This window comes from Coprobacillus cateniformis, from assembly GCF_009767585.1.
Classification (GTDB): Bacteria; Bacillota_I; Bacilli_A; order Erysipelotrichales; family Coprobacillaceae; genus Coprobacillus; species Coprobacillus cateniformis.
The window spans coordinates 2,438,343-2,464,188 of record NZ_WSNW01000001.1 but is presented as its reverse complement, the minus strand read 5'-3'; the positions used below and the strand labels follow the sequence as shown (position 1 = coordinate 2,464,188).

Here is a 25,846-nt window from a genome sequence, read left to right as displayed (position 1 = left end):
CCATCACCGTGAATATTATACCACACTTTCGGTAAAAATGAGAGATGAGGTGATAGAGTTGAAAACTTTTGTCAAATGGGTTCGTAGAGTTATCATTACTGGAATGGTTTTTGTAATGGTTATATATGGTGTAAGTTATATGATGGCTGCCCCACAACTTGGACAAGGTCATTATATTAAATTATATGATCAAAGCGAGAAATTATTTTATCAATCTAATCAGCAGAGTAATGATATTGCATTAAAAGATGTTTCCAAAGACTTTTTAGCAAGTATTGTAGCAATTGAAGATCATCGTTTTTATTCTCATAGAGGTTTTGACCCAATTGGTATTTTACGTGCAGTTAAGGCGAATGTTCTTGAAGGTGGAAAATCAGAAGGTGCAAGTACGATTACACAACAATATGCTCGATTGATGTTTTTAACTAATGAAAAAACATGGTCAAGAAAAATTACAGAAGCTTTTTTAACAACCAGATTAGAAGCTCATTATGATAAAGATACAATTCTACAAGGTTATATAAATACAGTTTATTTTGGTCATGGGATTTATGGGATTAAAAATGCATCCCGTTATTATTTTAATAAAGATCCTAAAAATTTAGATTTAAATGAAGCAACAATGTTAGCTGGTGTTGTGAATGGACCAGAATATTTTTCTCCATTTAAAAATATGACAAGAGCCAAAGAACGCCAAAAACTTGTTTTAGATCAATTGGTTAATGAAAAATATATAACTCAAGATAAGGCCAATCAGATTTATAAAACACCATTTCAACTAAATAAAGATCCTTCATCTGCACTTACTCTTTCTTACCCTTATTATAAAGATGCTGTTATTAAAGAATTGGAAGAATTAGGATTTTATAAAGAAAGTTATATTAATCAAGGATTAAATGTACAAACAACATTAAATCCAACTGTTCAAGATAAACTTAATCAAACAGTAGATAATCAAATGAAAGATAAAGAGGAATTAGAAATCTCAAGTATGATCGTAGACAGTCATGATGCTGGAGTGCTGGCATTAGTTGGGGGTAAAGATTATGCAACTTCTCAATTTAATCGTGCAACAAGTGCAAAACGCCAAATCGGTTCAACTATGAAGCCACTTCTTTATTATATTGCCTTAGAAAATGGATTTACTCCAACAACAAAATTTAAAAGTGAGCCAACAACTTTTCAATTAGATAGTGGTAAAACATACGCTCCAACCAATTTTAATAAGAAATATGCCAATAGTGATATTACACTAGCTCAAGCAATTGCTGTCAGTGATAATATTTACGCTGTAAAAACACATATGTTTTTAGGAGAGCAGGCTCTTGTAAATGCTCTGTCAAAATTTGGATTTACACATGTTTCTCCACATCCATCTTTGGCTTTAGGAACTTTAAATACAAATATCTATTCATTAGCAAATATCTATACAACCTTTGCTAATGAGGGAACATATAATGATGTTCATACAATTACAAAAATAACAAATGATCATGGAGATATCTTGTATGAACGTAAAAATAAAGATGAACAGTTATTGAACAAAGAGACTTGTTTAATTCTCAATCAACTTTTGACTGCACCATTCAATAAAGCATTTAATACTTATACTTCTGCAACAATGTCTGCTTATCCAACCAAAACAACCTTTGCAGTCAAAACAGGTTCTACATCATATGATTCACTTTGCGCAGGCTTTAATCCTAATTACACTATTCTCAGTTGGGTTGGCTATGATGATAATCGTGAAATGACTATGGCTACAGATTCTAAAATTCCAAAAGTTATCTTTCAAACAATGGCTAATGAACTTCAAAAAGATGAATCTTGGTATAAACCTACAGAAAAACTTCAACAGATTCCTATCAATCCCATCAGTGGTGAATATCAGGAAAATGGTGTTGTTTACTGGTTCAAAAATAATTAAAGGAGCTGTAACGAATAAATAGTTTTTTAGCTATTTAGAACGTTCAGCTTCTTTTTCTTATATATGGAGGTTGTTATTTTTTGTTGTAAATAACTTTTTGTGTTTTTTGATGTACTTAAAAACATGTATTACTTTTTACAAATAAACTGCTTCTTTTTGTTTTCTTTTCCTTTTCTTTATAATATCTTGAATATTTCATATCCATAAATGTTACATCATGATTTGTTTTAGAACAGCTGTTTCTCTCTCCCCCAGCGTATCCAAATGAATGGCATATTCCCACAGTTTAAGAGCATTCTTTTTTAATTCATCATATAATTTTTGTATTTCACTTTTTCTTTTCCCTTTGCTATAAACAAATTCAATCTCATTGTCATTCATATATGTTTCCAGTTTATCGCTTATACTTAAAAGATAATCAATACTTGGTTCTTTTAAAAGAAAATATTTAGCATAGTCAGATCATCTTTAATAAATCTGGCAAAACTGAGCGATTTTGCATACTTAGAAACAATATACAAGCTATTTACTCGTTACAGTTCCATATGATATAATTGTTCAAAAGGATAAATAATATATGGAAAGTAGGCGAAAATTTATTATATATATATCTATACTTAATTAAAAGAAGGGATAAATAAAAAGAGAATAGTATTGATATTAATATTTATGTTAACTATAGCATCTAGCAGTATTGGTGTAAATGCTGCAGAAAATTATATTATTATAGATTATGTAAAGTATTATCTAGTGAATAATAAAATTATTTATAATGAGCTTGAATATGAATGAATTGATGGTATCCTAGTAGGTTATGATGCTGAGTATTGGACTAAGGACCTTAGTTCAATAAACTATCTAAAAGTCTTAAATTATACTACAACGGCTTATGGTAAGTTTTTTATAACTTGCTTATATGGTGAACTAGGATTTACATACAAAATAACTAAGTCAAATATTTAATCAATAATTTTACCAATTAGGTCGTTCTTTTTAAAGAATAAGAAAGGATAGTCAAAAACATGAAAGAATATATGGAGTTTAAGATAAAGACAAGAAATTTAGTCATATTTGCAGTTATTGTATTTATGGTTTGTAGTGTTGGAACATATTATTTTTGGTGTTCATATCACCCTGAGGTTACTATTAAAATTAGTGATGGTCCTACAGGAAAAGAAGGCATTATAATTGAAGCACCTCATATTAGTATTGAACCAACTGGAATCGCTGAACCTTCTGCATCTATAGAGTTGAAAACCAATAGTATTATTATGCAGCATGAATTCTTTTGTGCATATATAAGGGATAACTATGACAAATCCGATATCAAACTAGATATAGAAGTCCAAGATAATGAAACTACCCTTAAATATTCTGGAACAGCAACCACCAATGATGGAAACATTGATAATATTGAAAAAAATTTTGATTGTGGATTTGCCCTGAATGCAAATATAATTAATAGCAAATAGAAAAAGTATATTTAATATAGAGAGAGGCTGTAGCGCATTAGAAAAGTGATATAGTCTTAATAAACAAAATAACACGTAAGCTCATGTAGAGTTTATGTGTTATTTTAGTATAATTAAATTATGAATACTATTGAAATATTGAATCTAATTACCCATTACTTAATGGTAAGTATAACGCATTTCAACTCAAACTTCCACTAGATTTTTTGACTGTTATTCCTGTTGATGATCCTGTGACATCATTCTTAGAAGTTATGAAAGGAATCAATACAAATAGGTATTTTAATCGATTACCTCATCGTGGTAATCAGGGCTACGACCCTCATATGATATTAAGTGTTGTGTTGTTTGCATTTATGAATAAAGTTCCTAGTCTTAAAGAACTTGAAGCGTTATGTAAATATGATATTGAATACATGTACTTGGCGAATAATGAGACTTCATCTTTTTATGGCGTTCCAACGCTTTATCTCTTCACTTGGAGAATTTATAGAAGATATTTTTTATGATATCACTAAATATTAATAGAACTAGATACTATTGATACTTCTATCTTATATATTAATGGAACTAAATTAGAAGCTAACGCCAAGAAGAATAGTTTTATATGAAAGAAAGCAGTGCTGAATTATCAAAGGAAACAGTTTGAAAAAAATAACTACCCATATTCCATTAATCAATGATATGTCACATACAAATTATCAAACTCATGGAAAGTATACTCTGATTATATCGGAGTAATTACAAACTACTTAATGGAAATAATGCTAGCTAGAGATATTACTATTGTATATGGTATCAGAACAAGAAAAACGGATATTCAAAGACCATATGATACTATATTAGTCAGTTATATCAAGTTGTTACAATATGAAACATCACTAGACATATGTGGGGATAAAAATAGTTATTTTAAGAATGATTATGATACCACATTTATACAAATGAAATATGATGACTATAATCAAACTGGTGTCTTTAAACCATGATATAATCTCCAAATAAGAGTTAGTGATGAATACGTTATGCATACAGGAATCTTCACAAATCCAACGGATACTAAAAACTTTATCCCTTTTATGAATAGATATAAAGAAGTATATGAAACATATGCAACATAGCCAATCAAAGATGCAGAATAAAATAGATGAAAACTTATCTACACCACAAGGAAAAGAAATGAAAAGACAAAGAAGTATCCAATTAGAAGGAGTGTTTGGATTACTAAAACAGGATATTGAATATACTCAGATACGAAGAAGAGGAATCCAAAATGTAAAAAAGAGATATATCTAGTACGCATTGGATTCAATGTAAGGAAATACCACAATAAGAAACAATAGGCAATCGACTTATTGCCATTGCAAAATCTCGAATTTTTAAACATAAAATACAGATATATTTTATTGTGTTAAAAAAGTTATTCACAATTAAAATGTTTGTACTATTACTAAAACTATCCAATCTTCATTTATCATAAAGAAAAAAGCATAATGTCTAAGATTTAAAAATCTTATTCGTTACAGCCCATTTATTATTTATAAATCATTTAATAACTGCATAACATCATCATTGGTCTTTATATCAAAAATATAAATTGTCAGTTCATGAAGTTATTCCATTGAACTCTTCTCTAGAATGCTCTCTATATCTTTTGATAACAACAAGAAAAGAAAAAACTCAATTCTTTTTAAGAACTGAGTTGAAAAACTACATAGTATCTCTTATTTCATCGATTGATAATACATTTGCATATCTATGATTCCAAATTTTTTCTTCATAATAACGAGCTAATTTCTCACCACTTGTAAAATCATTATCAAAAGTTGTTGTGGTATCTTTAGGAATTGTCACTTCATATCCATATTCAAATGCAACCTTGCAAGAAACATCAAAACAATATTCTGTTTGCATACCACACATGATAATTTTTTTAGCATTTAAATTTTCTAAATATTCACGTAAAACTGTTTGTCTAAAAGCACTGTTATATTTTTTATCAATAATACAATCCTCTTGACTAGGAGCAAGGGCTTTATGTATTTCCCAACCTTCAGTCCCTTTCTCTAATTCATCACCAGTTCCTCCATCATGACGAATATAGATAAGAGGAATATTCTGCATTCTACACAGAGAGATAAGTTCCTGAATATTTGAAATCACCTTTCTTTCATTAAATGGATGTTCATTGATTAAAGCTGTCTGCATATCAATAATAATCATAGCATCATAATTCATTTGTTTTTCTCCTTTACATATGAGTTTTCGATAGCCATTATAGCTGCTTTTTGAGCATGAATTTGAGTCGTATCAAAAACAGGAATACTCATATCCTCTTGATGAATTAATAATCCTATTTCTGTACAACCTAAAATAACCCCCTGTGCTCCTTGTAATACGAGATCTTTAATAATTTTTATATACTTTTCTTTTGAATCATTGGAGATAACACCTAGACACAACTCATTATAGATAATATTATTAACAATCTCAATATCAGATTCACTAGGAACAAGAACATCAATTTTTGCATCAATAAGTTTTTGTTTATAAAACATTTGTGTCATTGTATACTTTGTTCCTAACAAAGCGACTTTTTGAATATGCTCCTGTTGAAGTTTTTGAGCAGTTGCCTCTGCAATATGGATAATTGGAATATGTATTCCTTGTTGAATAAGCGTAACAACTTTATGCATAGTATTTGTACAAATACAAATATAATCAGCCCCTGCTTTTTCTAAACTCTGAGCAGCTTCAGTTAAAATTCTGGCACTTTTACACCAGTCCCCTTCTGCTTGACATTTTTCAATTTCTGCAAAATCTACACTATATAAAACAACCTTTGCGGAATGTAATCCACCTAATTGTTTTTTTATTTCTTCATTAATAATTCGATAATATGAAACTGTACTTTCCCAACTCATACCTCCAATTAAACCAATCGTTTTCATGATAACCTTTCCTCCTCAATTTTATTTTCACACGAAAAAAGATAATGCAACATATCACCATGATAATACTGAGTTATGAATTCATCCTCTTTTTTCATACCTAAGCGTTTTGCAACTTGAATAGATGGTTCATTATCAGCCTTTATAATAGCGTAAACCTTGTTTTGATTCAAAGTATGAAATGCATATTGTATACATTCATGAACTGCTTCTAAAGCATAACCATTATGCCAAAACCTCTTTTTTAATAAATAGCCTACCTCTAATATGTCTTGGTTTTGATAAGGCTGCATTGTTAATCCAGCTTGACCAATCATTTCTCCAGTCGTCTGTAAAACAATGGCCCATAATCCATATCCATATTTGGCATATCTCATGAATTGCCGATCAAGCCATTCCTGTACATCATTATCAGAAAAATGATGTTCATAAGCATAAACAACTTCTGGATCTTGTAATATTTCAGCAAGATCTCTAAAATCATCTTGCTCAAGTTCTCGTAAATATAAACGCTTTGTTTTGCAAATCATGATTCTTCTCCTTCACTTTGACTATTATAACATAATTCTTTACTGAAAGAAAAAAAGCATCATAAAGATGCTCATTCATTTTATAACTCTTCTTCTGTTTTTGTTTCTTCTAAGATATCATTGACTTCTTCATTATCATCTTCAACAACTTCTTCTACATTATCTTCAATGACTTCTTTTACCGTTTTCACACTTTTTCCTTTGATATAAGCAATAACATATCCCATTCCAAATAGAAGTGCACTTAATGCTAGATATATGGCTGTATTATTGACATAATATAAAACAACATCCATCCAATTTGCAGTTAAAGAAATAGAACCAGCTGATAGAAGACTTTGAATATAAACAGTTACATTATAAACTGTTAGTAAAAAGCCAATCATTAATAAAGCTGATAAAACATAAAAAGCAATTGCTGTTTTAGAAACCTTTGCTCCACTTACCTTTTTCTTATTTATACTCATGTTTATTTCCTCCTCGTGTAATATACTTGTATCAGTCTAACTAGGAAATATGTGATAAATATGTGAAAAGCAATAAATATTAACGTAATTTTTTTCTCACAAACCAAAAAATAACCAAACCAATAAGAATAACCTTCCAAACCAAATCATATTCACTCATAAATGTCGAAATAAGGGTCCATTGTTGACCTAAATATGTTCCAGCCAAAACAAGTAAAGTATCCCATAAAAGTGTTCCTAAAAGTGTATATAGTGAATAACTCATAAAAGGCATTTGGGCCATCCCAGCAGGAATCGAAATAAGACTTCTAATCATTGGAACAAGACGCCCAAAAAAAACTGCTTTTTTACCATGTTTTAAAAACCAATTCTGAGTTTTCTCAACATCCTGTTTGTGGAAATGTAACCATTTAGCCCATCGACTTTCTAAAAGCCTTTCTAATCTTTCTGGTGTCAATAAACGACCTAAATAATAAAGAATAAATCCACCTAAAAATGAACCACATGACCCTACAATAATAACCCCTGGAATCGATAAATAAGTCATTGATGTCATAAAACCAGCAAATGTTAATATAACTTCAGAAGGAATAGGTGGAAACACATTTTCGATAATCATCAACAAAAACAGACTGATATAACCATACTCCTCCATGACAAACATAATCCAATCCTGCATCTATTAACCCCCTCCATAATATTACATAATTCCTCATACTTTTATGTTAAAATAAAAGTGCTTATTATTATATAGACAAAACAAAAATAAATATTCGCTATTTACATATTTTATCGAGTATGTTAATATAATTGCAATGAGGGAGTAGTCTCACAATAGTGTGATGTAATCAACAAACGCGGATAGTTAACTATTCTGGTGCATCTTAAAGACAAGACTCGTTAAAGAAATTATGATCTTTAGCGAGCTTGTCTTTTTTGTTTGCTAGAGAGAAGTATGAGGAGGAAATGTATGTTTTATCAAAAAGAAGTCAGTCAGGTTTTTAAAGAATGTCAGTCAAATCAAAATGGTTTAACTGATCAAGAGGTTGAACAACGTCATCAGCAATTTGGCTATAATGTGCTTGATGAAAAGAAAAAAGAAAGTCCTTTTGTGATTTTCTTGAAACAATTTCAAGATTTATTAGTTATTATTTTAATTATTGCCGCTATTATTTCAGGTGTTAGTGGGCAATTAGAAAGTACACTTGTTATTGTGGCAGTTATTATTGTGAATGCTATTTTAGGAACAGTGCAAACTCTAAAAGCAGAGAAATCACTAGAAAGTTTAAAGAAACTTTCAGTTCCTAAAGCCAAGGTCATTCGTAATGGCAGCATTCAAGAAATTGATTCTACTGAATTGACAATTGGTGATATCGTTCAGATTGAAGCTGGAGATATTATCAGTGGTGATGGCCGTATTATTCAATGTTCTTCATTACAAATTAATGAAAGTGCATTAACTGGAGAAGTGGAAAGTGTTGATAAGATCACTGATGTCATTCATGAAAAAGTCGTTGTTGGTGATCAAAAGAATATGGCCTTTTCTGGAAGTTTGGTGACAAATGGAACGGGACGTTATATTGTCACAAGTATTGGAATGCAAACAGAAATTGGGAAAATTGCTTCTATGCTTAATGAAGCTAAAGAAAGAAAAACACCACTACAAAAAAGTTTAGATGAATTTAGTGGTAAACTCTCTATTGGGATTATGATCATTTGTGTGATTGTATTATGTCTAAATCTTTTTTTAGCAAAACAGTCTTTACTTGATTCTTTAATGATTGCTGTTGCATTAGCAGTTGCAGCAATTCCTGAAGCATTAAGTTCTATTGTTACAATTGTATTGTCTATGAGTACACAAAAAATGGTCAAAGAAAATGCTATTATTAAAAATTTAAACTCAGTTGAGAGTTTAGGTTGTGTCTCTGTTATTTGTAGTGATAAAACAGGAACACTTACACAAAATAAGATGACTCCACAAACAATTTATTTTTATGATCAATTGATGAATATTTCTGATTTAGATAGTCGTCATCATGATCATAGTGTCTTATTAAAATCATGTATTCTTTGTAATAATGCAGTTATCAATGATGAACAAAGAATCGGTGATCCAACTGAATTAGCATTAATTGATTTAGTTAATGAATATACCCAAAATGATGCAGAATTTAAAAATACCGCAGTTAGAAAATATGAGTTACCTTTTGATTCTGATCGAAAACTTATGAGTGTTTCTTCACTCAATCATATTTACACAAAAGGTGCTCCTGATGTCATTATTAAAAGATGTACATCTATCTTGATTAATGGTCGAAAAGAAGTTCTTTCTAAAAGACATATCGATGCTATTCACAAAGAAAACCAGCGATGTGCTCATAATGGTTTACGTGTTTTAGGTTTTGCATATAAAGATTTTAATGGATCTCAAATCAAACTCGATGATGAACATGATTTAACATTTATTGGTTTAATTTCCTTAATGGATCCTCCAAGAGTAGAAAGTGCGTCAGCCGTTGAAAAATGTAAATTGGCTGGAATTAAACCAATTATGATTACTGGTGATCATGTTGTTACAGCAAGAAGTATTGCTAAAAAAATTGGTATTTATGAAGATGGGGACTTATCAATTGATGGTCAAGAACTTGACCATATGACTGAAAATGAACTAGATGAAAAGTTAACACATATCAGTGTTTACGCTCGAGTTGCTCCAGAACATAAAATTAGAATTGTGAAAGCATGGCAAAAACGTGGTGATATTGTTGCAATGACTGGTGATGGTGTCAATGATGCTCCTGCTTTAAAGCAAAGTGATATTGGTGTGGCAATGGGAATTACAGGAACAGAGGTTTCAAAAGATGCTGCGAGTATGATCTTAACTGATGATAACTTCTCAACAATCGTTAAAGCTGTTATCACTGGACGAAATGTTTATCGCAATATTAAGAATTCTATTAATTATTTGTTATCTGGGAATTTTGCTGGTATCCTCTGTGTTTTAATTGCATCATTGCTCTTATTACCTACTCCTTTCTTTCCAGTGCATCTCTTGTTTATGAACTTGATTACTGACTCTTTACCTGCTATTGCTATTGGTATGGAAGCGAGTCGTAATGATGTATTAAAAGAAAAACCAAGAAACTCTCAAGATTCTATTTTGAATAAGAATACAATTTCTCAGATTACTTATGAAGGTATTGTTATTGCGATTTGTACAATGTGTGCTTACTTAATGGGTTTAAAAGGTGATCCTTTAACAGCTTCAACAATGGCTTTTGCGACAATTTGTTTAGCTCGTTTACTACATGGTTTCAACTGTCGTAGTGACCAGCCATTAACAAAGATTGGACTCTTATCAAATAAATCTAGTGTTTATGCTTTCTTAATTGGATTTGCATTACTTCATGTGATTTTATTTGTTCCAGTTATGCATAGTTTATTCATGATTCATAGTATTTCAATTATTCAACTCTTATGCATTTATGGTTTTGCACTCATTCCTACATTCATCATTCAAGCTAAGAAAATGTTTGTAAAATAGTGAAAAGCACATCATAACCTTATTTGGTTTATCGATGTGCTTTCTTTTATAATATATTTAAAAATGTTTCATCCATCTGCATAAGATCCCAACATAATGAGATTATTGAATAATCTTTAAAAAGTTCAAGATTTTGTTTCAGTTTTGATTGGTCAGTTGAACATATCCCATCAATCGGATTGATTTCAATACCAGGAAAAACATGAGTTGGTAAATTAGATAAGAATTCTAACTGTTTTTTTATACTTTCATCACTAGCAGGATCATCATCCCAGTAATCTCTAAAACATTTGGAATCATCAAAATGCTGAACATATGCTTGATATTCATAACGCATACCTGCTGGAGCTTCTGTATATCGATACATCATGGGTTTAATAAAATCCACGACTTCACTTATCTTCTTTGTATTTTGTCCCACATGATAAGCTAAAAATGGAGCATAGATATCAGCACCAACAATCAAATGACGAGATGAAAAATAAGTTGTTAAAGCAATTATATAATCAGTAATAATATTGGCACGTTGCTTATAAAATGCGTCAACTTCTTGATGATCAAAATGATATATGCCTTCTTTATCATATTGACCAGCTAAAAGTGAATGGTCATGATTATGAATTAATAATTTTATTTCATCTAAATCAACTCCAGTCAGTTTCTCTTGACATGATTGACAAAAACAGCCAAAACCTTCTTCATATCCATTTGCAAAAGATGGGAAGCGTATTTTATCAATAAATACTCCATCAAAAGGAATATCAGAAAAATACTCTTCATAAATGCTAATGACATGATCAATATTTTGTTGAGTTCCTGGACAAGAAAAAGAAAAACTTTCATGTTCAATAACATTAACCCTTTCACCTTGCGTTCCATTCACTGTTGTTATCATTGTTATGTTTTTAAGTTGGTCTGTTTCAGATAAAACAGGTAGCCATAATAAGACTCTTATCCCCTTCTCATGAAAATAAGAAACCAATTGTTGATTCAATTTTTCATCAGTATTCCACCCTAATATGATATCACTGATTTTCAGTTTCTTTATTATCCGTTCAGCCTTTTCTTTGATTTCATCAAACGTATGCATCTGATGAACAAAACTACCTGTATGAAGTTGTAATGTGTAAGTATGACTCATATTTATGATATCCTCCTCTATTTTATATACATAGTATACAATGAAACAAATATCAGTGCCATAAATTCAGAGTGAAAATAAAAAACTATTATCTCTTGACGATAATAGTCCTGCCATTTTATCTTTCTGGCATCTGAAAATCAATCAGTGCCTTATTTAAAAAATCATTAAGAGGCTTCATATATTGAAATTCTTTTGCTGCTAATTTTACAAACGATTGATAATCATGCAATTCTCTATCAGCTATAAACTCTTCAACAAACATACTCTTATATTTTAAATAATCGCCATAAGGATGCTCAGAATCATATCCTCTAGGAACTTTTTTAAGCTTTGCACCTAAAAGTGAAAATCTTGATTGAAAATCAGAATGATTGACAATCTTATCAAGTTCTTCACCATGAATTAAAATATAATCTCTTATCATACTTGTTGCATCTTTAAATGTACTTGCAAATAACCCTCCTCCAAGCATAGTTCCATCATGAGGCTGAAGCGAAATAAAATAGCCTACTGGTATTGGTAATTTTCCTTTCGCAGATATGTGTGCCCGCATGACTGGATTATATGGTGATTTATCGGCACCAAAACGCGTATCTCTTACCATTTTAAAAGTTATATCCTTTGGATTAATATGTAGAATACTTTCATCAAAATTCCCTATTTCAAAAATAAGATCCTGTAAAAAATTTTCAAATTCTTGTAATATTTCTAATCGTTCCTGTTTATGATTATGATACCATTCACGATTATTATTCAATTCTAATTTAGATAAATAATCTAAAATTTTCTTCAAATCAGCCATTTCATTCTCCTAGTATTGTTTCATTTTTTTCATATGTGTTGAATTCATAATATCTTGGATAAATGCTTTCACTACAGATGGACATTGATATTTTGGTAATTCTTCAAAAACTGGCATTTTGTCTTCAAAAACCATCATAGAGTCCATGTAATCCTCTAATAATGATTGTTCTAGTCGTGGTAATTTCTGATATTCTAAATTTTTAGGATCTAAACGATGAGACTCAATAGCATAACATACTCGTTTTTGACAATCACAACAACCCGTTTCACTTAAGCCACAATTTTCACTTAAAAATTTTGCCATTTTCTTTCTTGCACGTGATAATTTCTGGCGATAGTTTTCAGGAGTCATATCTAATATTTCAGCAGCCATACGACTATCTATTTGAAACATCGTTCCTAATATAAATACACATCGTGTTTGTCCATCTAAGCATTGTAACATCACATTTGTACAAGATAATTTTAATTCTTTAGCTAGTTCTTCTTGACTCATACCCATTCTTATTTCTTCATGATCTTCTATATAACCAGCACGTATATCATTCGCATAATAGTCAAAGTCTAAAGGATATTTTGCAAACATTGATTTTTTATAATCAATTAAATAATGGGTTGCTATACGATAAACCCATGTATTAAATTGTGAAGCATAATGAAATGATGATAAATGAGTTATCACTTTTATTAATATATCTTGGGTTGCATCTTGAGCATCAGCAATTGTTCCTAACATTCTTAGTGAAAGGTTAAAAACAAAATCTTGAATATCTGATATAACTATTTCTAATGCTTTTTTATCTCCTTCTACTGCTAATTTAATAATTTCTTCTAATTCTTTATTTGTCATTCTTTTTCTCCTCTCTGTAATTAGACATGAATTTCATATTTTGTGACATTTATATAGTAAAATGGTATGACTTTTTTTAATCATACCATTAAATAACTTCTTTTTTCATATAAATATAGGGATAATACCATATATTATTGTAAATTAATTGATAACATTCTATCAAAATTATAATTGGTATCTTAAGTTAGTAGATTTATGCCAAATTCACCCTTGTATTTAACTATCTCATAATTTGTCAAAGTAATAAAGATAATACTACCAATTCATAACCTGAAAATTATCTTGTCACCATCAATATTTTCAAATGTCGAACTATGTCAATTTACAATCATTGACAGTTTAGAATATTTAATGCTATTCTTAAAGTAGATAAGACTAATCTTTAATAAATAGAAATGCTAATATAATAATCAAACTTCATAATTTATTAAATAATTATAAGAATATACAAAAAAATTCCCAATAACTCCCATTACAATCCCATTGAGATTTGTACAAGGTCTACAAAACTTTATAGAAAGGAGGAAAATGTCCTTGCATTATAATAACTAATGTAAAGTTTTTAAGTTATTCACAATTTTATACAAGGAGGGATTTATTTTGAAAAGAACAATTTCTATTTTTACAATCTTATTCTCGCTTTTCATAGCAATCAATTCTGTTTATGCTACTGATTCAAATACTGGAGTCAGTAATGAAGACGAAGTACAAGACCTTCCCCAAGAAGAGATTGATTCTAAAATAGCAGAAACAGAAAAAGAAGCGCTTAAGACAACTATGGCTACTAATAATCAAATAAGCCCTAGAGCAGCCTACAATGATCGTACTTATAGTATGTATGTAACTAACTTCAAGCAAGAGAAAACAACTTGGTGTGGACCTGCAGTTACTCGTCAGGCATTAAGTTTTCATAGAGCTTACAATCACATGACTATTTCTTTGCCATCTCAATCTACATTAGCTTCTAAATTAGGTACAATATCTGCTGGGGCTACATCTAGTGCTGCAATTGCCAATGTCATGAACAGTTACAAGACAACATTTCGCTTAAAACAGTCTTATACAGCTACAAACGTTTTAGATAAAACAAGTCCAAGTGCATTCTTTTCATCAGCACTTAAGTCTCAAATTAAAGGCGCTTATACTGCACCTATAATCTTAATAGACACTGGTCATGATTCAGGTATCTCTCAGTATAGAGGGGTTCGCTATAGACACTATAACACTATAAAAGCGGTAGTTGATAGAGAAAATTATTCAACTGGCACAAGTATAGTCATTAGTGCAACAAGAGTTGATCCTCATTATGACAATAAATACTATGGTGTATATAGCAATCCAATATCTCAAATCTATCAAGCGGTCACTCAAGCTGAAAGAAACGGATCTAATAAAGTTTTGGTATATTAGAATGATGAAACGAATAATTATTGTATTTCTTTTCATTCTATCAGGATGTACACCAGAAAAGAAGAATCCAGAGTCTCAAAAAGAACCACAAGCTGAAAACGTGAATATAGAATGCATTTATGAGATTCAAACACCATATATTGATATATGGTCTCCCAAGGTTATCGAACCTATGATTTATATGGGAGCATCTGACCGTAGTAAAAATTCAGATATTATTGATACGAGATTGCTAGTTGAATATAATATTGAAACCAAGAAAACAGAAATCCTATATGAAAGCGAGTATGACAGTGCAAATATTCAGGGAATAGAAGTTAACGACAATTGGCTCGTTTGGCAAGATATGGAGATATCTGGGACGCAGGACAATATTTATGTCATGAATAGAAAAACAAGAGAAACGAAAAAAGTGAATTCTATAAAAACCAGTGCTCCATCATTCACAATACCAGCTTTGATTGATGATTCAGTCTATTGGATTGAAGAAGAGGAATTAATAGATAATACAATTAAGGGCAGTATCAAGAGATATGATTGTATCAACGGTAAAGTAGATGTTATTTCTCAATTAAATAGTATAGGAGTTCATAATATTCATCTAGAAAGAAATGCAAACAAATTATTATGGAGTGATGAGAAAGATAACAAGTCATATTATTATATTTATGATACAACAAATGGTAAAAAAGATATAATTCAAGCATCATCAAATGCTGTAATGCATCCTATCTTAGTTGGTGATTATATTATTTCTATGGAGGCTAAAAACCACTCAGAAATTCATGATCTTTATATTTATAACATCAAAACAAAAGAAAGTAGAAAAAACAATCAATACATCAATGGTTATTATCGCTTTAACAATATGATTGTGTGTAATGACGGATTGATAACATCACTATTTTCTATTGATGAAGATTTAAGCATAACACCAAGAAAGGTATTTAGCAATCAGGCAGATAATTATGAAGTAACAAATGGTGAGTACATTATATTTTATAAAGAAAATGAAAAAGGAATTATAATATATATTTATGCTTCAAAAGATAATTAATCTGTATCATGACTAAATTAATACAATCATAAATAATATCTTATGACCTTTTCATTTCAAATAAATGCCCAACATATTCACTTGTGTGTTAGGCATTTTTAAATTATGAGAATGTAACTAGTGTTTTCAATAAGATTTGAGAAAATTTATAAAAATTAAATCATTTTTATTGATATTGTCCAGTAAAAGCTAACAATATCAATATATTTTACAATACATATTAAGCTATTTTTTTCTTCATATAAACATGAGGACAATACTCATCTAGATATTCTTCACCAAAATTAATATACCCATTTTTTTGATAAAAAGATTTTGCTCTGACTTGAGCTGATAAACAAACAGTTTGATAATTCAATTCTTTAGCCTTTAATTCTAATACGTGCAATATATCACTTCCAATGTGTAATGCTCTATATTCTTTTAAAACTGCTATTCTTCCTAAAATCATATTCTCTCTTTCAGGATACATTCTGGCACAGCCAATTGGTTCATTATCTTGATAAACAACGAGGTGTAAACTTCTTTGATCAATATCATCAAATTCATTTTCAAATCCTTGTTCTTCAACAAATACTTTTTGTCTAATCATTTTAGCATCTTCTATTAATTCTTTATAAAACACAAACTTCATCTTTAATCTCCTTTGGAAAAAATACTTTCTTATCTGATTTATACAATTTAGAGTTTAAGATAGCTGAAACAATTTCCGATTTGCTTGGTAATGGTGATAATTCACCACTAGGAGATAATATTTCAATTTCACTTAATTCTCCACTCTCTCCATAATGTAAATATGGTACCTGCTTTTGATTATCACTAATAATATAGTAACGAGGGTCATATCCTAATGAAGATGATATATGTTTGATATCATCAAGTTCTTCTTGATTTCTTAATTGTTTATATTTAAATAATTTTCGATTTAGAAATCTTGCTGATAAATCTTTCAAAATAAAATCATCTTCATTCATAAACTCTCTAAAGTAATACAAAACAACTGCTTCATCTAATCTTGTAAAATCATCAACAGTTAATTCATCATATAAAAAAGGTAATAAATACTTCAAATCTGTTTTGTAAGAATATCCTTCTGAGAATAAATCTTTAACACGCTGAAACACACTTTGTAATAAATGTTCATAGCTTCTTGCAGTTGGATGATAATAAACCTGCCAATACATGTGATATCTCGCTAAAATATAATTTTCTATAGCCTGAACACCAGACTCTTTATAAACTATCTTTCCATCACAGATTCTCATTGTTCTAAGAATACGAGACATATCAAATTGTCCATACGTTGTCCCTGTCATATAAGAATCTCTTAGTAAATAATCCATACGATCAGCATCAAGCTGACTAGATACCATTTGAATAAGAATCTGATTTTTATGTGTATGTTGAATAATAGCTGCAATATCCGTTGGCAAATCTTCATGAACTGTTATCAAGATATTATGAACTTCGCTGTCTTCTAAAATCATTCTCACAGTTATATTTTCATGATCTTCTTTAAATACGCCTTCAAAAGAATGAGAAAACGGACCATGTCCAATATCATGTAACAAACCAGCACACATGACACATAATTTATCATAATCATTTAATTCATTATCTAAACATTCTGTTTCCAACATTCTGCGTACAACTTGATAAACACCTAATGAATGTACAAAGCGGGAATGTTCTGCACTCTGAAAAACCTGATAGGTTCCTCCTAATTGTTTGACTCTTCTTAATCTCTGCATTTCTTGTGAATTGATCAAATGCCAAATAACCAAATGATCAACATGAATGTAATCATGAATAGCATCTCTTAGTACCCTTTTTTCATTCATTTCTATATCTCTTAATGAAAAATTTTCTTTATTCATATTTTCACCTTCTTTACTATATTTTACCAAATCCTAAGTAGCGAAGTCTATTCTTTATTGACAAATCAAAAAGATTGTTTGAGTTTAAAAATAGGCGTATACTATATATATAGGAGGAAAGAATAATGTTAGATAAGAAAGTTGCTGATCTTTTAAATGATCAAATCAACAAAGAAATGTATTCAGCTTATTTGTATTTGGATTTTGCAAATTTTTATACGCATAAAGGTTTAAATGGTTATGCCAACTGGTATAATGTGCAAGCGAAAGAAGAGATGGATCATGCGATGGGGATTTTGCAGTACTTACAAGATAATGATTATGAAGTGACTCTATCAGCAATTGCAAAACCTGATAAAGTCCTTGATAAACTTGATGATGCTCTTAAATATGGTTTAGAACACGAACAATATGTGACAAGTTTAATTCACAACATATATGACGCTGCTCATAGTGTGAAAGATTATCGTACCATGAAATTCCTTGACTGGTATGTGAGTGAACAAGGTGAAGAAGAAAAAAATGCAACTGAACTTATAACTCAATTTGAATTATTTGGTCATGATCCAAAATCTCTTTATTCTTTAAACAATGAACTTATGCAAAGAACTTATACACAAAGCTCTATATTAGTTACTGAATAGACCAAAAGGTCTTTTCTTTTTGGTATAGACTTTGATATAATAATGAGTAAGGAGGATTTATATGTACAATAAAATTAATGAAGCTTATAAGTATATTTTCGAACAATATAGTCAACCTATTGACATTGCAATTATTTTAGGATCAGGTTTAGGACCATTAGCTGATGAAATTGAAAACCCTATTGTTATTGATTACCAGGATATTCCTTTCTTTCCCAAATCAACAATTCCAGGTCATGAAGGAAAACTTTATATTGGGAAAATTGCTGGTAAAACTGTCTGTGCTATGAAAGGTCGTTTCCATTATTATGAAGGGCATGATATGGATATTGTGACTTTACCAATCCGTGTTTTTGCAAAACTAGGTATTCAATATCTGTTTGTAACAAATGCTTGTGGTGGTATCAGAGAAGATTTAAACCCAGGACAAATTACATTGATTACTGATCATATTGGATTTATGGCACCAAGTGCTTTACGTGGTCCAAATTTAGATGAATTCGGTCCTCGTTTTAAAGATATGACAGAAGTTTATTCAAAAGATCTAAGACAGATTGCAAAAAATGCTGCTGAAAAAACAAATGTGAATTTAAAAGAAGGTGTTTATTGTTTCTTTAAAGGACCAATGTTTGAAACACCTGCTGAAATTAGAGCACTGAAAGTGATTGGTGCTGATATGGTTGGAATGTCAACTGTTCCAGAAGCAATCGTTGCTAGACATTCAGGAATGACAACCTTAGGTATTTCTTTAGTGACGAATAAAGCTGCTGGGCTTGGTGCAAATGAATTAGACCATAAAGAAGTTATGGAAGCTGCAAACTTAGCTGAAGTCAATCTTGTCAAATTAACAAAACAAATTATTAAAGATATGTAAAAACAAGGACCTTGCATCTTCAGATGTAAAGTCCTTTTGTTATGTTTACAATTATGTTTTTATTTATAAATCTTATAATGGCAAATCACGTTTTTGAAAAATACGACATGCAATGATAGCCATAAGAATCGCAGCTACAAACAAGATGACTATATTGATAAGTGCCATTGAATCAAAACCAGTTAATCCTGTGGCATCAAACAAGGTTAATGGTGTTAAATATTTTAAGAAATCCATTTTATCTCCAATTTGTGATAACATCTGGATAAGAATAAATACCAATCCAAGTCCTGCACCAATACCAATAGAAAACTTTGTTTCATTAAAACTACAAGCAAATAGAAAACACATAGTCGCAAGAAATGCATGTAAAGCATATAACCCTAAATTCAATGTCAATAACTCTTTTAAAGGAATAAGTTCATCAAACATAATCTGTCCACTCATTAATATAAGCCCAGTGACATAGACAACTAAAATCAATAATCCCCCTAATAAGACAATAAGTTGGGTTATGATAACACTGAATCGACTTCTTGGTGTTGCTAATAAATACGCCATAGAACCTTTGTCAATATAACGTGCAACTAAACGCTGACACATAATAATTGTAAAGACAAAAGGTATTGCAATCAAAATAAATCCATAAAGATAATTCGTAATTAGATCTAAAAGAGTTGTTCCTGGATTTGACATTCCAAAAGCAGAAAAGATTTCTGGCATACTTTTAGCTAACATATTCATACTTTCACCAAGTTTTGGATCATACATAGCCACAATAATAACTGAATACATCGATAATAATGCCATAAAAATTATTAAGATAAGAAGATTAGCCTTGAATTCTTTTTTTAATAATGTCCCAATCATGATTGATTCCCTCCATAATAATGTAAGAATAACTCTTCAAGTGATTGTACCCTTACACTCAAATCATCAATAGTATACTGTGATAACGCTTTGATTAAAGTATCTGCACTTCCTTGAAGAGAAAGTGAGACAACGGTATCTCTGACTTGACTCTCAGGATATTGTTGATGGAATAAAGTTGCTTCTTTCACATCATGGAAACAAATCTCATAATATTTTCGACGACTATGTCTTAAATCTTCCATCTTTTCAGTTGCTACAATTTCACCTTCTTTAATAATGACAACACGATCACAAGTATGCTCTACTTCTTCAAAAATATGTGATGACATTAAAATTGTCTTACCTTCTTTTTTTGCCTTATGAATCAGTTCAACAAATTTATTTTGCATTAATGGATCTAATCCACTTGTAGGCTCATCTAAAATCAAAATGGGTGCATCTTGCATAAATGCAATCACAAGACCAATCTTTTGTTTCATTCCTTTAGACATTTTCTTCATTTTATTTTTAGGATTCAATTCTAAAAATTCTATTAATTCCTTGGCCTTACTCATATCTTGAATATTTTTCATATTTGCTACAAACTCAATAAAATCCATTCCTGTCATATCATCCATAAAGGCAATTTCTCCAGGTAAATAACCTAATTGCGCTTGAACTTCAGGAGCGTTTTTAAAACAATCCATCCCCTGTATATGAACAGTTCCCTGATCTGGTTTAATAAATCCCATTAATTGACGGATTGTTGTTGTCTTCCCAGCCCCATTTGGTCCCAAGAACCCTAAGACTTCACCCTTCTCTACAGTAAAATTCACATCAAAGACACCCTGATGATTGCCATAGTCTTTAGTGATTCCATTGACTTCTATTACACTCATAAATATTCCTCCTTATAACACATCTTTTTAAACATATTTTTCCAACTATTAAAATCAACTAACATATCTTCTACACTAATATCTTGCTGTGTTCTTTGTTTATCCAGCATATATCCATCTATCATCCACAATAACATTTGATAGATTTGCTGTGGATCAATTTCGTCTCTAAATTTACTCCAATCTGTATTTTTAAAATATATATCAAATGTTGTTGAAATTGTTTCTTCAATCATATGATTAATATCTTCAGTGACCGCCTCTTTTTGTGAATAATAAGCCTTCATAACAAAGCTCATTAGATAAGGATAATCTACAATCATTCTCATTTTTAATGCTGCACCACAATCCATAATATCAAAAAAATCTGTAATTTCTTGAATTCTACTACTATTAATATAATCCAGCATCAATTCTGCACAATAATCATATAAATATAAGTAAAAGCTTTTTTTGTTATGGAAGTAATAAAATAACAATCCTTTTGATATTTCTGCTCTTGCTGCAATATCATCAGTACTTGCACTTTTATATCCATACTTACCAAAATATTCCATACCAGCATTAATAATTTTCAATTGTTTTTCTTTTGGTAATTCAAGAAATTTCTCATTCATAAATGATCCCCCCCTTTAACCAAATGAGTCAAACTCTTCTAGTCAATTCTTATTGTACTTCATTGACTATTTTTTACAACCCCATCTCTTCACGAAATAAACAAAAGAGGTACTCTAGAGTACCTCTTGAAAACGATAAATCTGTTGTATATATGGATATTTTTCTTTATCTACTTTTGATATAAACATATCATATGGTCTTGCATATATTTTATCTTGATCATGAAGATCTTGATAAATGACCATTGTTTCATTTGTCTCTGTGTGCATTGCTATACACAAAACCAAATATTGATGACCTTTAAAATGTTTATAAACTTTCCCCACATGAACTTCCTGCATTGGTTTCTCCTATAAAAACTCTTTTAATTCTTCTATATATCTTTTTGAAATATCTTCAAAATCATCAGCAAAAGCTTTGATTTTTGGATCAACATTCTCCTCTTTATTTAAAAGATGAGTCATTGTCATAATAGCTTGATTACTACCTTCTGTTAGCATTTTTGCTATTTTAGCATCATCACTTAAAATAGTTTTCATTTCAATCATTGATTCTAACATAAATTTATTTTTCACTTCATCTTCTGTATGAGGAAATGTCTGCATAATTTTTTCTTTTAAATCATCATAATTTTTTCTTTGATGAACAGCAATTTCTTTCAACTTTCTGTTCTCAATCTTATCAACCAAATGATCAATTGCAATCTTTCCCATATTTAAACCATTAATTAATTCTTCTATACATGTATCATTATTCATATCTATCACCATTTATAGTATGGCTTATATTGCTTTTAAATATTCATACTTTATCCAGCCAACTTGATTTTTATAAATAACATATGCATATTCATCATAGACACCTAAAAGTTTAACATATTCTCCTGATAAAGCAGAAATCATAAAATCCGTATAATCATCTAAACAATATGTTTTATTTTTTTTCTGATATAAAAATTCATTTTTAATAAGTAATCTTTGATGGGTTTCAGCTTGATAACATTCAGAAAATTGTGACCCACTTTTTTCAACCTTGACTTCAAAATGAGGATAACCTATTTTATGAACATATTCCATTGGTTCATAAACATCTTCAATAATCCAATAAATTGGTAATGGCTGAACATGTTCACATGTATACTGAATCTGATTGTTTTGACTTTCAATAATTAAAGCATTCAACTGTGAAACTGCTTTAACTCCTGTTCCACCATCTATACAAATGATCTTTTTCTTTTGATCAATAATAATATCATTACATATATGGTCTGCAAAATAATTGGAAGTTGGCAAATGTCCAACAATAACTGTTTCATCTAATATATGTCCTTCATCATAAAAATACTGCATCTCTAATAAAGAAGATAATGAACTCTCTTGATAATCTTTTCTTTTTTCTACACCAGCATGAACAAATATAAATTGATTGAATTTTAATGTAACTGGTAAATGAGAAATAAATTGAATTTCTTCTTTTAAATACTCTGCGAGTTTCTTTTGAACACCAAGCATTGTTTCACTACCGTCATCTAAATGAAGTAGATGATAGACATCTCGAATACATCCATTTGTAGAAACTCTTTCTAAGTATTGAGGGATTTGCCCTGCCAGTTCTGGAACTGTTAACAATGCATCAAGTGCCCACTCACAATTCCCTGCAAGTACAAAAGTTCTTTTGTTTTGACTTAATTGTTTAACATAATGGATTGTCTCTATAACTTGATCACCTTTTTCTACAAAGTCACCTAAAATAATTAAATAATCATCTGGTGTGTATTTGACTTTTTGTAGAAGTGCTTTGAATCGATCTAAGTGTCCATGAATATCGCTTATAACAATCAAACGATAATCACCTTTTATACTCTTTTTTATATGTTTTGGAGTTATCATCATATCACTTCCTTAGTATTAGTATACACTATTTATGAAAATGATGAATACAATTTTTTATGACTTCTCGTTTATTGCTTTATAAACAAAAGATTTATTTTCTAATAATCTTCTTTTGGCTTCTTCAATATTACAATTTAAAAGTTTCATAACAATAGCATATTTAGGTTTTTGCTCAGATTTTAGAAAAACATCTCTTGCTGATTCATAATCACATTCACATGCTTCCATGATCATTTGTATTGATCTTTCTATGAGTTTTTCATTTGATGCATGTAAATCAACCATTAAGTTTTGATAAGTTTTTCCTATCCCAATCATAGAAACAGTTGATAACATATTTAAAACAAGTTTTTGAGCAGTTCCTGCTTTTAAACGTGTTGAACCTGTAATAACTTCAGGTCCAGTTTCAACCTCAATTGCTATATCGGCAATCTTTCCAATTGCACTTTGATGATTACAAGCCACCGCAACTGTATAGGCTCCTAAATCTTTTGCTTTTGTTAATGCCCCTAATGTATGAGGCGTTCTTCCACTTGCTGCAATCCCCACCACAACATCCTTATCTGTCACATGAGCATGAGCAATATCTTTTTGACCTTGATCAAAACTATCTTCCACACCTTCCTGTGCCTTGACAAATGCAGTCTCACCACCAGCAATCAAACCTTGGACTTCATATGTTGTAGAAAAGGTAGGTGGGCATTCAACTGCATCCAACACCCCTAGTCTTCCACTTGTTCCACTTCCTATATAGATAAGTCTACCTCCTCTTTGTAAGGCGGATATTATATGTTGAATAGCGATTTCAATATGCTCAATTTCTTTTTTTACACATAAAGGAACCTGGCAGTCTTCCTCATTCATAATTTCCAGACATTCCCGAATACTCATCTGGTCCAATGAAAATGTATGAGGATTTCTTTGTTCAGTTGTTAATTGTTTAAGATTCACTTTCATAGTGATTATACCTCTCTTTCATTGTAGATAATGGAACAAGACGAATAGATGTACTTCCATCAATAGACTCTAAAGCTTCTACATACTCAGGATGAACAAACCCAATCACATTGACTCTTGCATCACTTGGCAAATCACATTTTAAGATTTGAACTTCTCCACAATATCTTCCCATAAGATGATTGTCAATGGTGATATCACCTTTTTTCCTTCTATCATTATGATAAATATCAATATCTTTGACTCTTGGCGTCTGAAGTCTAATGACTGCTTCAGACAAATCATCTCGACATGTCAATATTTGGTTATAATAATGTTTATATCTTTCATCAAGATGAACCTTTAATGTCAATATATGATGCTCCATATAATCTTTGATATATTTCAATGTTTCATATTGAATTCGGCTATCACCTATCATAATATCATCTATCTGATATTTTTTCATTAATTCAAGAGAAGCAACATAGGGATGTATATCCCTATGTTTTTCTAATGTAGGTAATCCTTCATATAAAGGAAATCTCTTTAAGTCATCACCACAAACAAAAGCCTGTATTTTTAAACCATATTTATGAAAGAGAGCATTTTTTTCTCGAAATGTCTCTACTGATAAACCCGTATGAGTCTTAGGGTAGAAATTATGTGATAATATGAATTGATGAAGTTGAATACCAGACTTCTCTGCTTCTATTAATAATGATTCATTAACAACACTCGCATTTAATATAATCTCAAAGTCTTTTGATAATTGTTTTATATTCTCTATATCATCAAATCCATAATCTAATCTTAAAGCCTGAATGCCCATCTGCTTCAATGCAGAAAAATCACCTAACTTTAAGTTTAATTTTTCAAAAGTAACAGGAGATACATCAGGAACAATTTTCAATTCTAAATCTTGACAAAGTAAAATAAATTGAGGGAGTTTTTTATCTAATTGACTATAATCTTCTTCAGGTATATGTAAAGATGTAAAGACATATTGAATACCTATTTGGGCACAAGTTTTAATATACTGCTCATCTAAATCTTGAAAATATACTGAAATTCCTAACATATTTATATTCTCCT

The 25,846-nt window shown here is 30.2% G+C and carries 29 protein-coding genes; 10 read left to right on the top strand and 19 right to left on the bottom strand.

What is annotated here, in order from left to right; translation table 11 throughout:
• Positions 1-49: 49 nt before the first annotated feature.
• On the top strand, positions 50-1,927 hold the full coding sequence (locus tag GQF29_RS12095; RefSeq protein ID WP_237713641.1) for a transglycosylase domain-containing protein: 1,878 nt from the start codon (positions 50-52) through the stop codon (positions 1,925-1,927).
• A gap of 210 nt (positions 1,928-2,137) precedes the next feature.
• On the opposite strand, the gene GQF29_RS12090 is transcribed toward GQF29_RS12095, so the two are convergent.
• Positions 2,138-2,308 (bottom strand): hypothetical protein, encoded by a 171-nt coding sequence (locus tag GQF29_RS12090; RefSeq protein WP_008787589.1) that lies wholly within the window; start codon positions 2,306-2,308, stop codon positions 2,138-2,140.
• A gap of 641 nt (positions 2,309-2,949) precedes the next feature.
• Between GQF29_RS12090 and GQF29_RS12085 the strand changes: the two genes are divergently transcribed.
• The 4 genes from GQF29_RS12085 to GQF29_RS12070 all read left to right on the top strand — a co-directional run bounded on the left by GQF29_RS12085 (position 2,950) and on the right by GQF29_RS12070 (position 4,695).
• Positions 2,950-3,399 (top strand): hypothetical protein, encoded by a 450-nt coding sequence (locus GQF29_RS12085; protein ID WP_008787588.1) that lies wholly within the window; start codon positions 2,950-2,952, stop codon positions 3,397-3,399.
• A 206-nt stretch (positions 3,400-3,605) separates the two neighbouring features.
• Positions 3,606-3,908, top strand: coding sequence for a transposase (locus GQF29_RS12080; protein WP_029158194.1), 303 nt, complete (start codon positions 3,606-3,608; stop codon positions 3,906-3,908).
• Between the two features lie 255 nt (positions 3,909-4,163).
• Complete coding sequence (locus GQF29_RS12075) at positions 4,164-4,388, top strand: hypothetical protein (RefSeq protein ID WP_008787586.1); 225 nt, start codon at positions 4,164-4,166, stop codon at positions 4,386-4,388.
• Between the two features lie 112 nt (positions 4,389-4,500).
• Positions 4,501-4,695: a transposase gene (locus GQF29_RS12070; protein ID WP_017143890.1), complete on the top strand. Its 195-nt coding sequence runs from the start codon at positions 4,501-4,503 to the stop codon at positions 4,693-4,695.
• A 414-nt stretch (positions 4,696-5,109) separates the two neighbouring features.
• Here GQF29_RS12070 and GQF29_RS12065 read toward each other — a convergent pair whose 3' ends face one another.
• The 5 genes from GQF29_RS12065 to GQF29_RS12045 all read right to left on the bottom strand — a co-directional run bounded on the left by GQF29_RS12065 (position 5,110) and on the right by GQF29_RS12045 (position 8,026).
• Positions 5,110-5,637, bottom strand: coding sequence for a cysteine hydrolase family protein (locus tag GQF29_RS12065; protein WP_008787584.1), 528 nt, complete (start codon positions 5,635-5,637; stop codon positions 5,110-5,112).
• Positions 5,634-6,350, bottom strand: a complete 717-nt coding sequence (locus GQF29_RS12060; RefSeq protein WP_008787583.1) for an aspartate/glutamate racemase family protein — start codon at positions 6,348-6,350, stop codon at positions 5,634-5,636. Before GQF29_RS12060 ends, GQF29_RS12065 begins: the two co-directional genes overlap by 4 nt.
• The gene (locus tag GQF29_RS12055; protein ID WP_008787582.1) at positions 6,347-6,880 is read right to left on the bottom strand and encodes a GNAT family N-acetyltransferase; all 534 of its coding nucleotides are present in this window, start codon (positions 6,878-6,880) and stop codon (positions 6,347-6,349) included. Before GQF29_RS12055 ends, GQF29_RS12060 begins: the two co-directional genes overlap by 4 nt.
• A gap of 80 nt (positions 6,881-6,960) precedes the next feature.
• Complete coding sequence (locus GQF29_RS12050) at positions 6,961-7,347, bottom strand: hypothetical protein (RefSeq protein ID WP_008787581.1); 387 nt, start codon at positions 7,345-7,347, stop codon at positions 6,961-6,963.
• A gap of 79 nt (positions 7,348-7,426) precedes the next feature.
• Complete coding sequence (locus GQF29_RS12045) at positions 7,427-8,026, bottom strand: DedA family protein (RefSeq protein WP_008787580.1); 600 nt, start codon at positions 8,024-8,026, stop codon at positions 7,427-7,429.
• A 291-nt stretch (positions 8,027-8,317) separates the two neighbouring features.
• Here GQF29_RS12045 and GQF29_RS12040 point away from each other — a divergent pair, with 291 nt between their 5' ends.
• The gene (locus GQF29_RS12040) at positions 8,318-10,891 is read left to right on the top strand and encodes a cation-translocating P-type ATPase (RefSeq protein WP_008787579.1); all 2,574 of its coding nucleotides are present in this window, start codon (positions 8,318-8,320) and stop codon (positions 10,889-10,891) included.
• A 46-nt stretch (positions 10,892-10,937) separates the two neighbouring features.
• On the opposite strand, the gene GQF29_RS12035 is transcribed toward GQF29_RS12040, so the two are convergent.
• The 3 genes from GQF29_RS12035 to GQF29_RS12025 form a co-directional block, all read right to left on the bottom strand.
• Positions 10,938-12,032: a putative glycoside hydrolase gene (locus GQF29_RS12035; RefSeq protein ID WP_008787578.1), complete on the bottom strand. Its 1,095-nt coding sequence runs from the start codon at positions 12,030-12,032 to the stop codon at positions 10,938-10,940.
• Positions 12,033-12,150: 118 nt separating this feature from the next.
• On the bottom strand, positions 12,151-12,837 hold the full coding sequence (locus tag GQF29_RS12030) for a DUF2461 domain-containing protein (protein ID WP_008787577.1): 687 nt from the start codon (positions 12,835-12,837) through the stop codon (positions 12,151-12,153).
• 9 nt (positions 12,838-12,846) lie between these two features.
• Positions 12,847-13,689 carry an RNA polymerase sigma factor gene (locus GQF29_RS12025; protein ID WP_008787576.1) on the bottom strand — a complete coding sequence of 281 codons (843 nt, stop codon included), beginning with the start codon at positions 13,687-13,689 and terminating at the stop codon, positions 12,847-12,849.
• Between the two features lie 603 nt (positions 13,690-14,292).
• Here GQF29_RS12025 and GQF29_RS12020 point away from each other — a divergent pair.
• Both GQF29_RS12020 and GQF29_RS12015 read left to right on the top strand, forming a co-directional pair.
• Positions 14,293-15,102, top strand: coding sequence for a C39 family peptidase (locus GQF29_RS12020; RefSeq protein WP_008787575.1), 810 nt, complete (start codon positions 14,293-14,295; stop codon positions 15,100-15,102).
• A gap of 1 nt (position 15,103) precedes the next feature.
• Positions 15,104-16,159 carry a hypothetical protein gene (locus tag GQF29_RS12015; protein ID WP_008787574.1) on the top strand — a complete coding sequence of 352 codons (1,056 nt, stop codon included), beginning with the start codon at positions 15,104-15,106 and terminating at the stop codon, positions 16,157-16,159.
• A 220-nt stretch (positions 16,160-16,379) separates the two neighbouring features.
• On the opposite strand, the gene GQF29_RS12010 is transcribed toward GQF29_RS12015, so the two are convergent.
• Together GQF29_RS12010 and GQF29_RS12005 are read right to left on the bottom strand one after the other, a co-directional pair.
• The gene (locus GQF29_RS12010) at positions 16,380-16,793 is read right to left on the bottom strand and encodes a GNAT family N-acetyltransferase (RefSeq protein ID WP_054689100.1); all 414 of its coding nucleotides are present in this window, start codon (positions 16,791-16,793) and stop codon (positions 16,380-16,382) included.
• Positions 16,774-18,036: an HD domain-containing protein gene (locus GQF29_RS12005; RefSeq protein WP_008787572.1), complete on the bottom strand. Its 1,263-nt coding sequence runs from the start codon at positions 18,034-18,036 to the stop codon at positions 16,774-16,776. Before GQF29_RS12005 ends, GQF29_RS12010 begins: the two co-directional genes overlap by 20 nt.
• A 125-nt stretch (positions 18,037-18,161) precedes the next feature.
• Here GQF29_RS12005 and GQF29_RS12000 point away from each other — a divergent pair, with 125 nt between their 5' ends.
• The gene (locus GQF29_RS12000; RefSeq protein ID WP_008787571.1) at positions 18,162-18,680 is read left to right on the top strand and encodes a ferritin; all 519 of its coding nucleotides are present in this window, start codon (positions 18,162-18,164) and stop codon (positions 18,678-18,680) included.
• Positions 18,681-18,741: 61 nt separating this feature from the next.
• Positions 18,742-19,554: a purine-nucleoside phosphorylase gene (locus tag GQF29_RS11995; protein WP_008787570.1), complete on the top strand. Its 813-nt coding sequence runs from the start codon at positions 18,742-18,744 to the stop codon at positions 19,552-19,554.
• 72 nt (positions 19,555-19,626) lie between these two features.
• On the opposite strand, the gene GQF29_RS11990 is transcribed toward GQF29_RS11995, so the two are convergent.
• The 8 genes from GQF29_RS11990 to GQF29_RS11955 all read right to left on the bottom strand — a co-directional run bounded on the left by GQF29_RS11990 (position 19,627) and on the right by GQF29_RS11955 (position 25,832).
• Complete coding sequence (locus GQF29_RS11990; RefSeq protein WP_017143891.1) at positions 19,627-20,424, bottom strand: ABC transporter permease subunit; 798 nt, start codon at positions 20,422-20,424, stop codon at positions 19,627-19,629.
• Positions 20,421-21,305: an ABC transporter ATP-binding protein gene (locus tag GQF29_RS11985; RefSeq protein WP_008787568.1), complete on the bottom strand. Its 885-nt coding sequence runs from the start codon at positions 21,303-21,305 to the stop codon at positions 20,421-20,423. The genes GQF29_RS11990 and GQF29_RS11985 overlap by 4 nt, the downstream gene beginning before the upstream one ends.
• Positions 21,302-21,922, bottom strand: a complete 621-nt coding sequence (locus tag GQF29_RS11980) for a TetR/AcrR family transcriptional regulator (protein ID WP_008787567.1) — start codon at positions 21,920-21,922, stop codon at positions 21,302-21,304. The genes GQF29_RS11985 and GQF29_RS11980 overlap by 4 nt, the downstream gene beginning before the upstream one ends.
• Positions 21,923-22,036: 114 nt before the next feature.
• The gene (locus GQF29_RS11975) at positions 22,037-22,264 is read right to left on the bottom strand and encodes a DUF1653 domain-containing protein (protein ID WP_008787566.1); all 228 of its coding nucleotides are present in this window, start codon (positions 22,262-22,264) and stop codon (positions 22,037-22,039) included.
• 9 nt (positions 22,265-22,273) lie between these two features.
• The gene (locus GQF29_RS11970; protein WP_017143892.1) at positions 22,274-22,681 is read right to left on the bottom strand and encodes a hypothetical protein; all 408 of its coding nucleotides are present in this window, start codon (positions 22,679-22,681) and stop codon (positions 22,274-22,276) included.
• A gap of 24 nt (positions 22,682-22,705) precedes the next feature.
• Entirely contained in the window at positions 22,706-23,812 is a 1,107-nt protein-coding gene (locus tag GQF29_RS11965) for a metallophosphoesterase (RefSeq protein WP_017143893.1), read from the bottom strand.
• Positions 23,813-23,869: 57 nt separating this feature from the next.
• On the bottom strand, positions 23,870-24,772 hold the full coding sequence (murQ, locus tag GQF29_RS11960) for an N-acetylmuramic acid 6-phosphate etherase (RefSeq protein WP_008787563.1): 903 nt from the start codon (positions 24,770-24,772) through the stop codon (positions 23,870-23,872).
• Complete coding sequence (locus GQF29_RS11955; RefSeq protein ID WP_008787562.1) at positions 24,756-25,832, bottom strand: MupG family TIM beta-alpha barrel fold protein; 1,077 nt, start codon at positions 25,830-25,832, stop codon at positions 24,756-24,758. The genes murQ and GQF29_RS11955 overlap by 17 nt, the downstream gene beginning before the upstream one ends.
• Between the last annotated feature and the right edge of the window lie 14 nt (positions 25,833-25,846).

Excerpts from the sequence above, each read along its gene's own strand:
- murQ (WP_008787563.1), bottom strand. The coding sequence starts at position 24,772 with ATGAAAGTGAATCTTAAACAATTAACAACTGAACAAAGAAATCCTCAT.
- GQF29_RS11985 (WP_008787568.1), bottom strand. The coding sequence starts at position 21,305 with ATGAGTGTAATAGAAGTCAATGGAATCACTAAAGACTATGGCAATCAT.
- GQF29_RS11995 (WP_008787570.1), top strand. The coding sequence starts at position 18,742 with ATGTACAATAAAATTAATGAAGCTTATAAGTATATTTTCGAACAATAT.
- GQF29_RS12090 (WP_008787589.1), bottom strand. The coding sequence starts at position 2,308 with ATGAATGACAATGAGATTGAATTTGTTTATAGCAAAGGGAAAAGAAAA.
- GQF29_RS12070 (WP_017143890.1), top strand. The coding sequence starts at position 4,501 with ATGAAACATATGCAACATAGCCAATCAAAGATGCAGAATAAAATAGAT.
- GQF29_RS11965 (WP_017143893.1), bottom strand. The coding sequence starts at position 23,812 with ATGATAACTCCAAAACATATAAAAAAGAGTATAAAAGGTGATTATCGT.
- GQF29_RS11975 (WP_008787566.1), bottom strand. The coding sequence starts at position 22,264 with ATGCAGGAAGTTCATGTGGGGAAAGTTTATAAACATTTTAAAGGTCAT.
- GQF29_RS12000 (WP_008787571.1), top strand. The coding sequence starts at position 18,162 with ATGTTAGATAAGAAAGTTGCTGATCTTTTAAATGATCAAATCAACAAA.
- GQF29_RS12010 (WP_054689100.1), bottom strand. The coding sequence starts at position 16,793 with ATGAAGTTTGTGTTTTATAAAGAATTAATAGAAGATGCTAAAATGATT.
- GQF29_RS12015 (WP_008787574.1), top strand. The coding sequence starts at position 15,104 with ATGATGAAACGAATAATTATTGTATTTCTTTTCATTCTATCAGGATGT.
- GQF29_RS12075 (WP_008787586.1), top strand. The coding sequence starts at position 4,164 with ATGCTAGCTAGAGATATTACTATTGTATATGGTATCAGAACAAGAAAA.
- GQF29_RS12060 (WP_008787583.1), bottom strand. The coding sequence starts at position 6,350 with ATGAAAACGATTGGTTTAATTGGAGGTATGAGTTGGGAAAGTACAGTT.
- GQF29_RS12025 (WP_008787576.1), bottom strand. The coding sequence starts at position 13,689 with ATGACAAATAAAGAATTAGAAGAAATTATTAAATTAGCAGTAGAAGGA.
- GQF29_RS11955 (WP_008787562.1), bottom strand. The coding sequence starts at position 25,832 with ATGTTAGGAATTTCAGTATATTTTCAAGATTTAGATGAGCAGTATATT.
- GQF29_RS12035 (WP_008787578.1), bottom strand. The coding sequence starts at position 12,032 with ATGAGTCATACTTACACATTACAACTTCATACAGGTAGTTTTGTTCAT.
- GQF29_RS11970 (WP_017143892.1), bottom strand. The coding sequence starts at position 22,681 with ATGAATAATGATACATGTATAGAAGAATTAATTAATGGTTTAAATATG.
- GQF29_RS11990 (WP_017143891.1), bottom strand. The coding sequence starts at position 20,424 with ATGATTGGGACATTATTAAAAAAAGAATTCAAGGCTAATCTTCTTATC.
- GQF29_RS12005 (WP_008787572.1), bottom strand. The coding sequence starts at position 18,036 with ATGAATAAAGAAAATTTTTCATTAAGAGATATAGAAATGAATGAAAAA.
- GQF29_RS11980 (WP_008787567.1), bottom strand. The coding sequence starts at position 21,922 with ATGAATGAGAAATTTCTTGAATTACCAAAAGAAAAACAATTGAAAATT.
- GQF29_RS12055 (WP_008787582.1), bottom strand. The coding sequence starts at position 6,880 with ATGATTTGCAAAACAAAGCGTTTATATTTACGAGAACTTGAGCAAGAT.
- GQF29_RS12045 (WP_008787580.1), bottom strand. The coding sequence starts at position 8,026 with ATGCAGGATTGGATTATGTTTGTCATGGAGGAGTATGGTTATATCAGT.
- GQF29_RS12040 (WP_008787579.1), top strand. The coding sequence starts at position 8,318 with ATGTTTTATCAAAAAGAAGTCAGTCAGGTTTTTAAAGAATGTCAGTCA.
- GQF29_RS12030 (WP_008787577.1), bottom strand. The coding sequence starts at position 12,837 with ATGGCTGATTTGAAGAAAATTTTAGATTATTTATCTAAATTAGAATTG.
- GQF29_RS12050 (WP_008787581.1), bottom strand. The coding sequence starts at position 7,347 with ATGAGTATAAATAAGAAAAAGGTAAGTGGAGCAAAGGTTTCTAAAACA.
- GQF29_RS12085 (WP_008787588.1), top strand. The coding sequence starts at position 2,950 with ATGAAAGAATATATGGAGTTTAAGATAAAGACAAGAAATTTAGTCATA.
- GQF29_RS12065 (WP_008787584.1), bottom strand. The coding sequence starts at position 5,637 with ATGAATTATGATGCTATGATTATTATTGATATGCAGACAGCTTTAATC.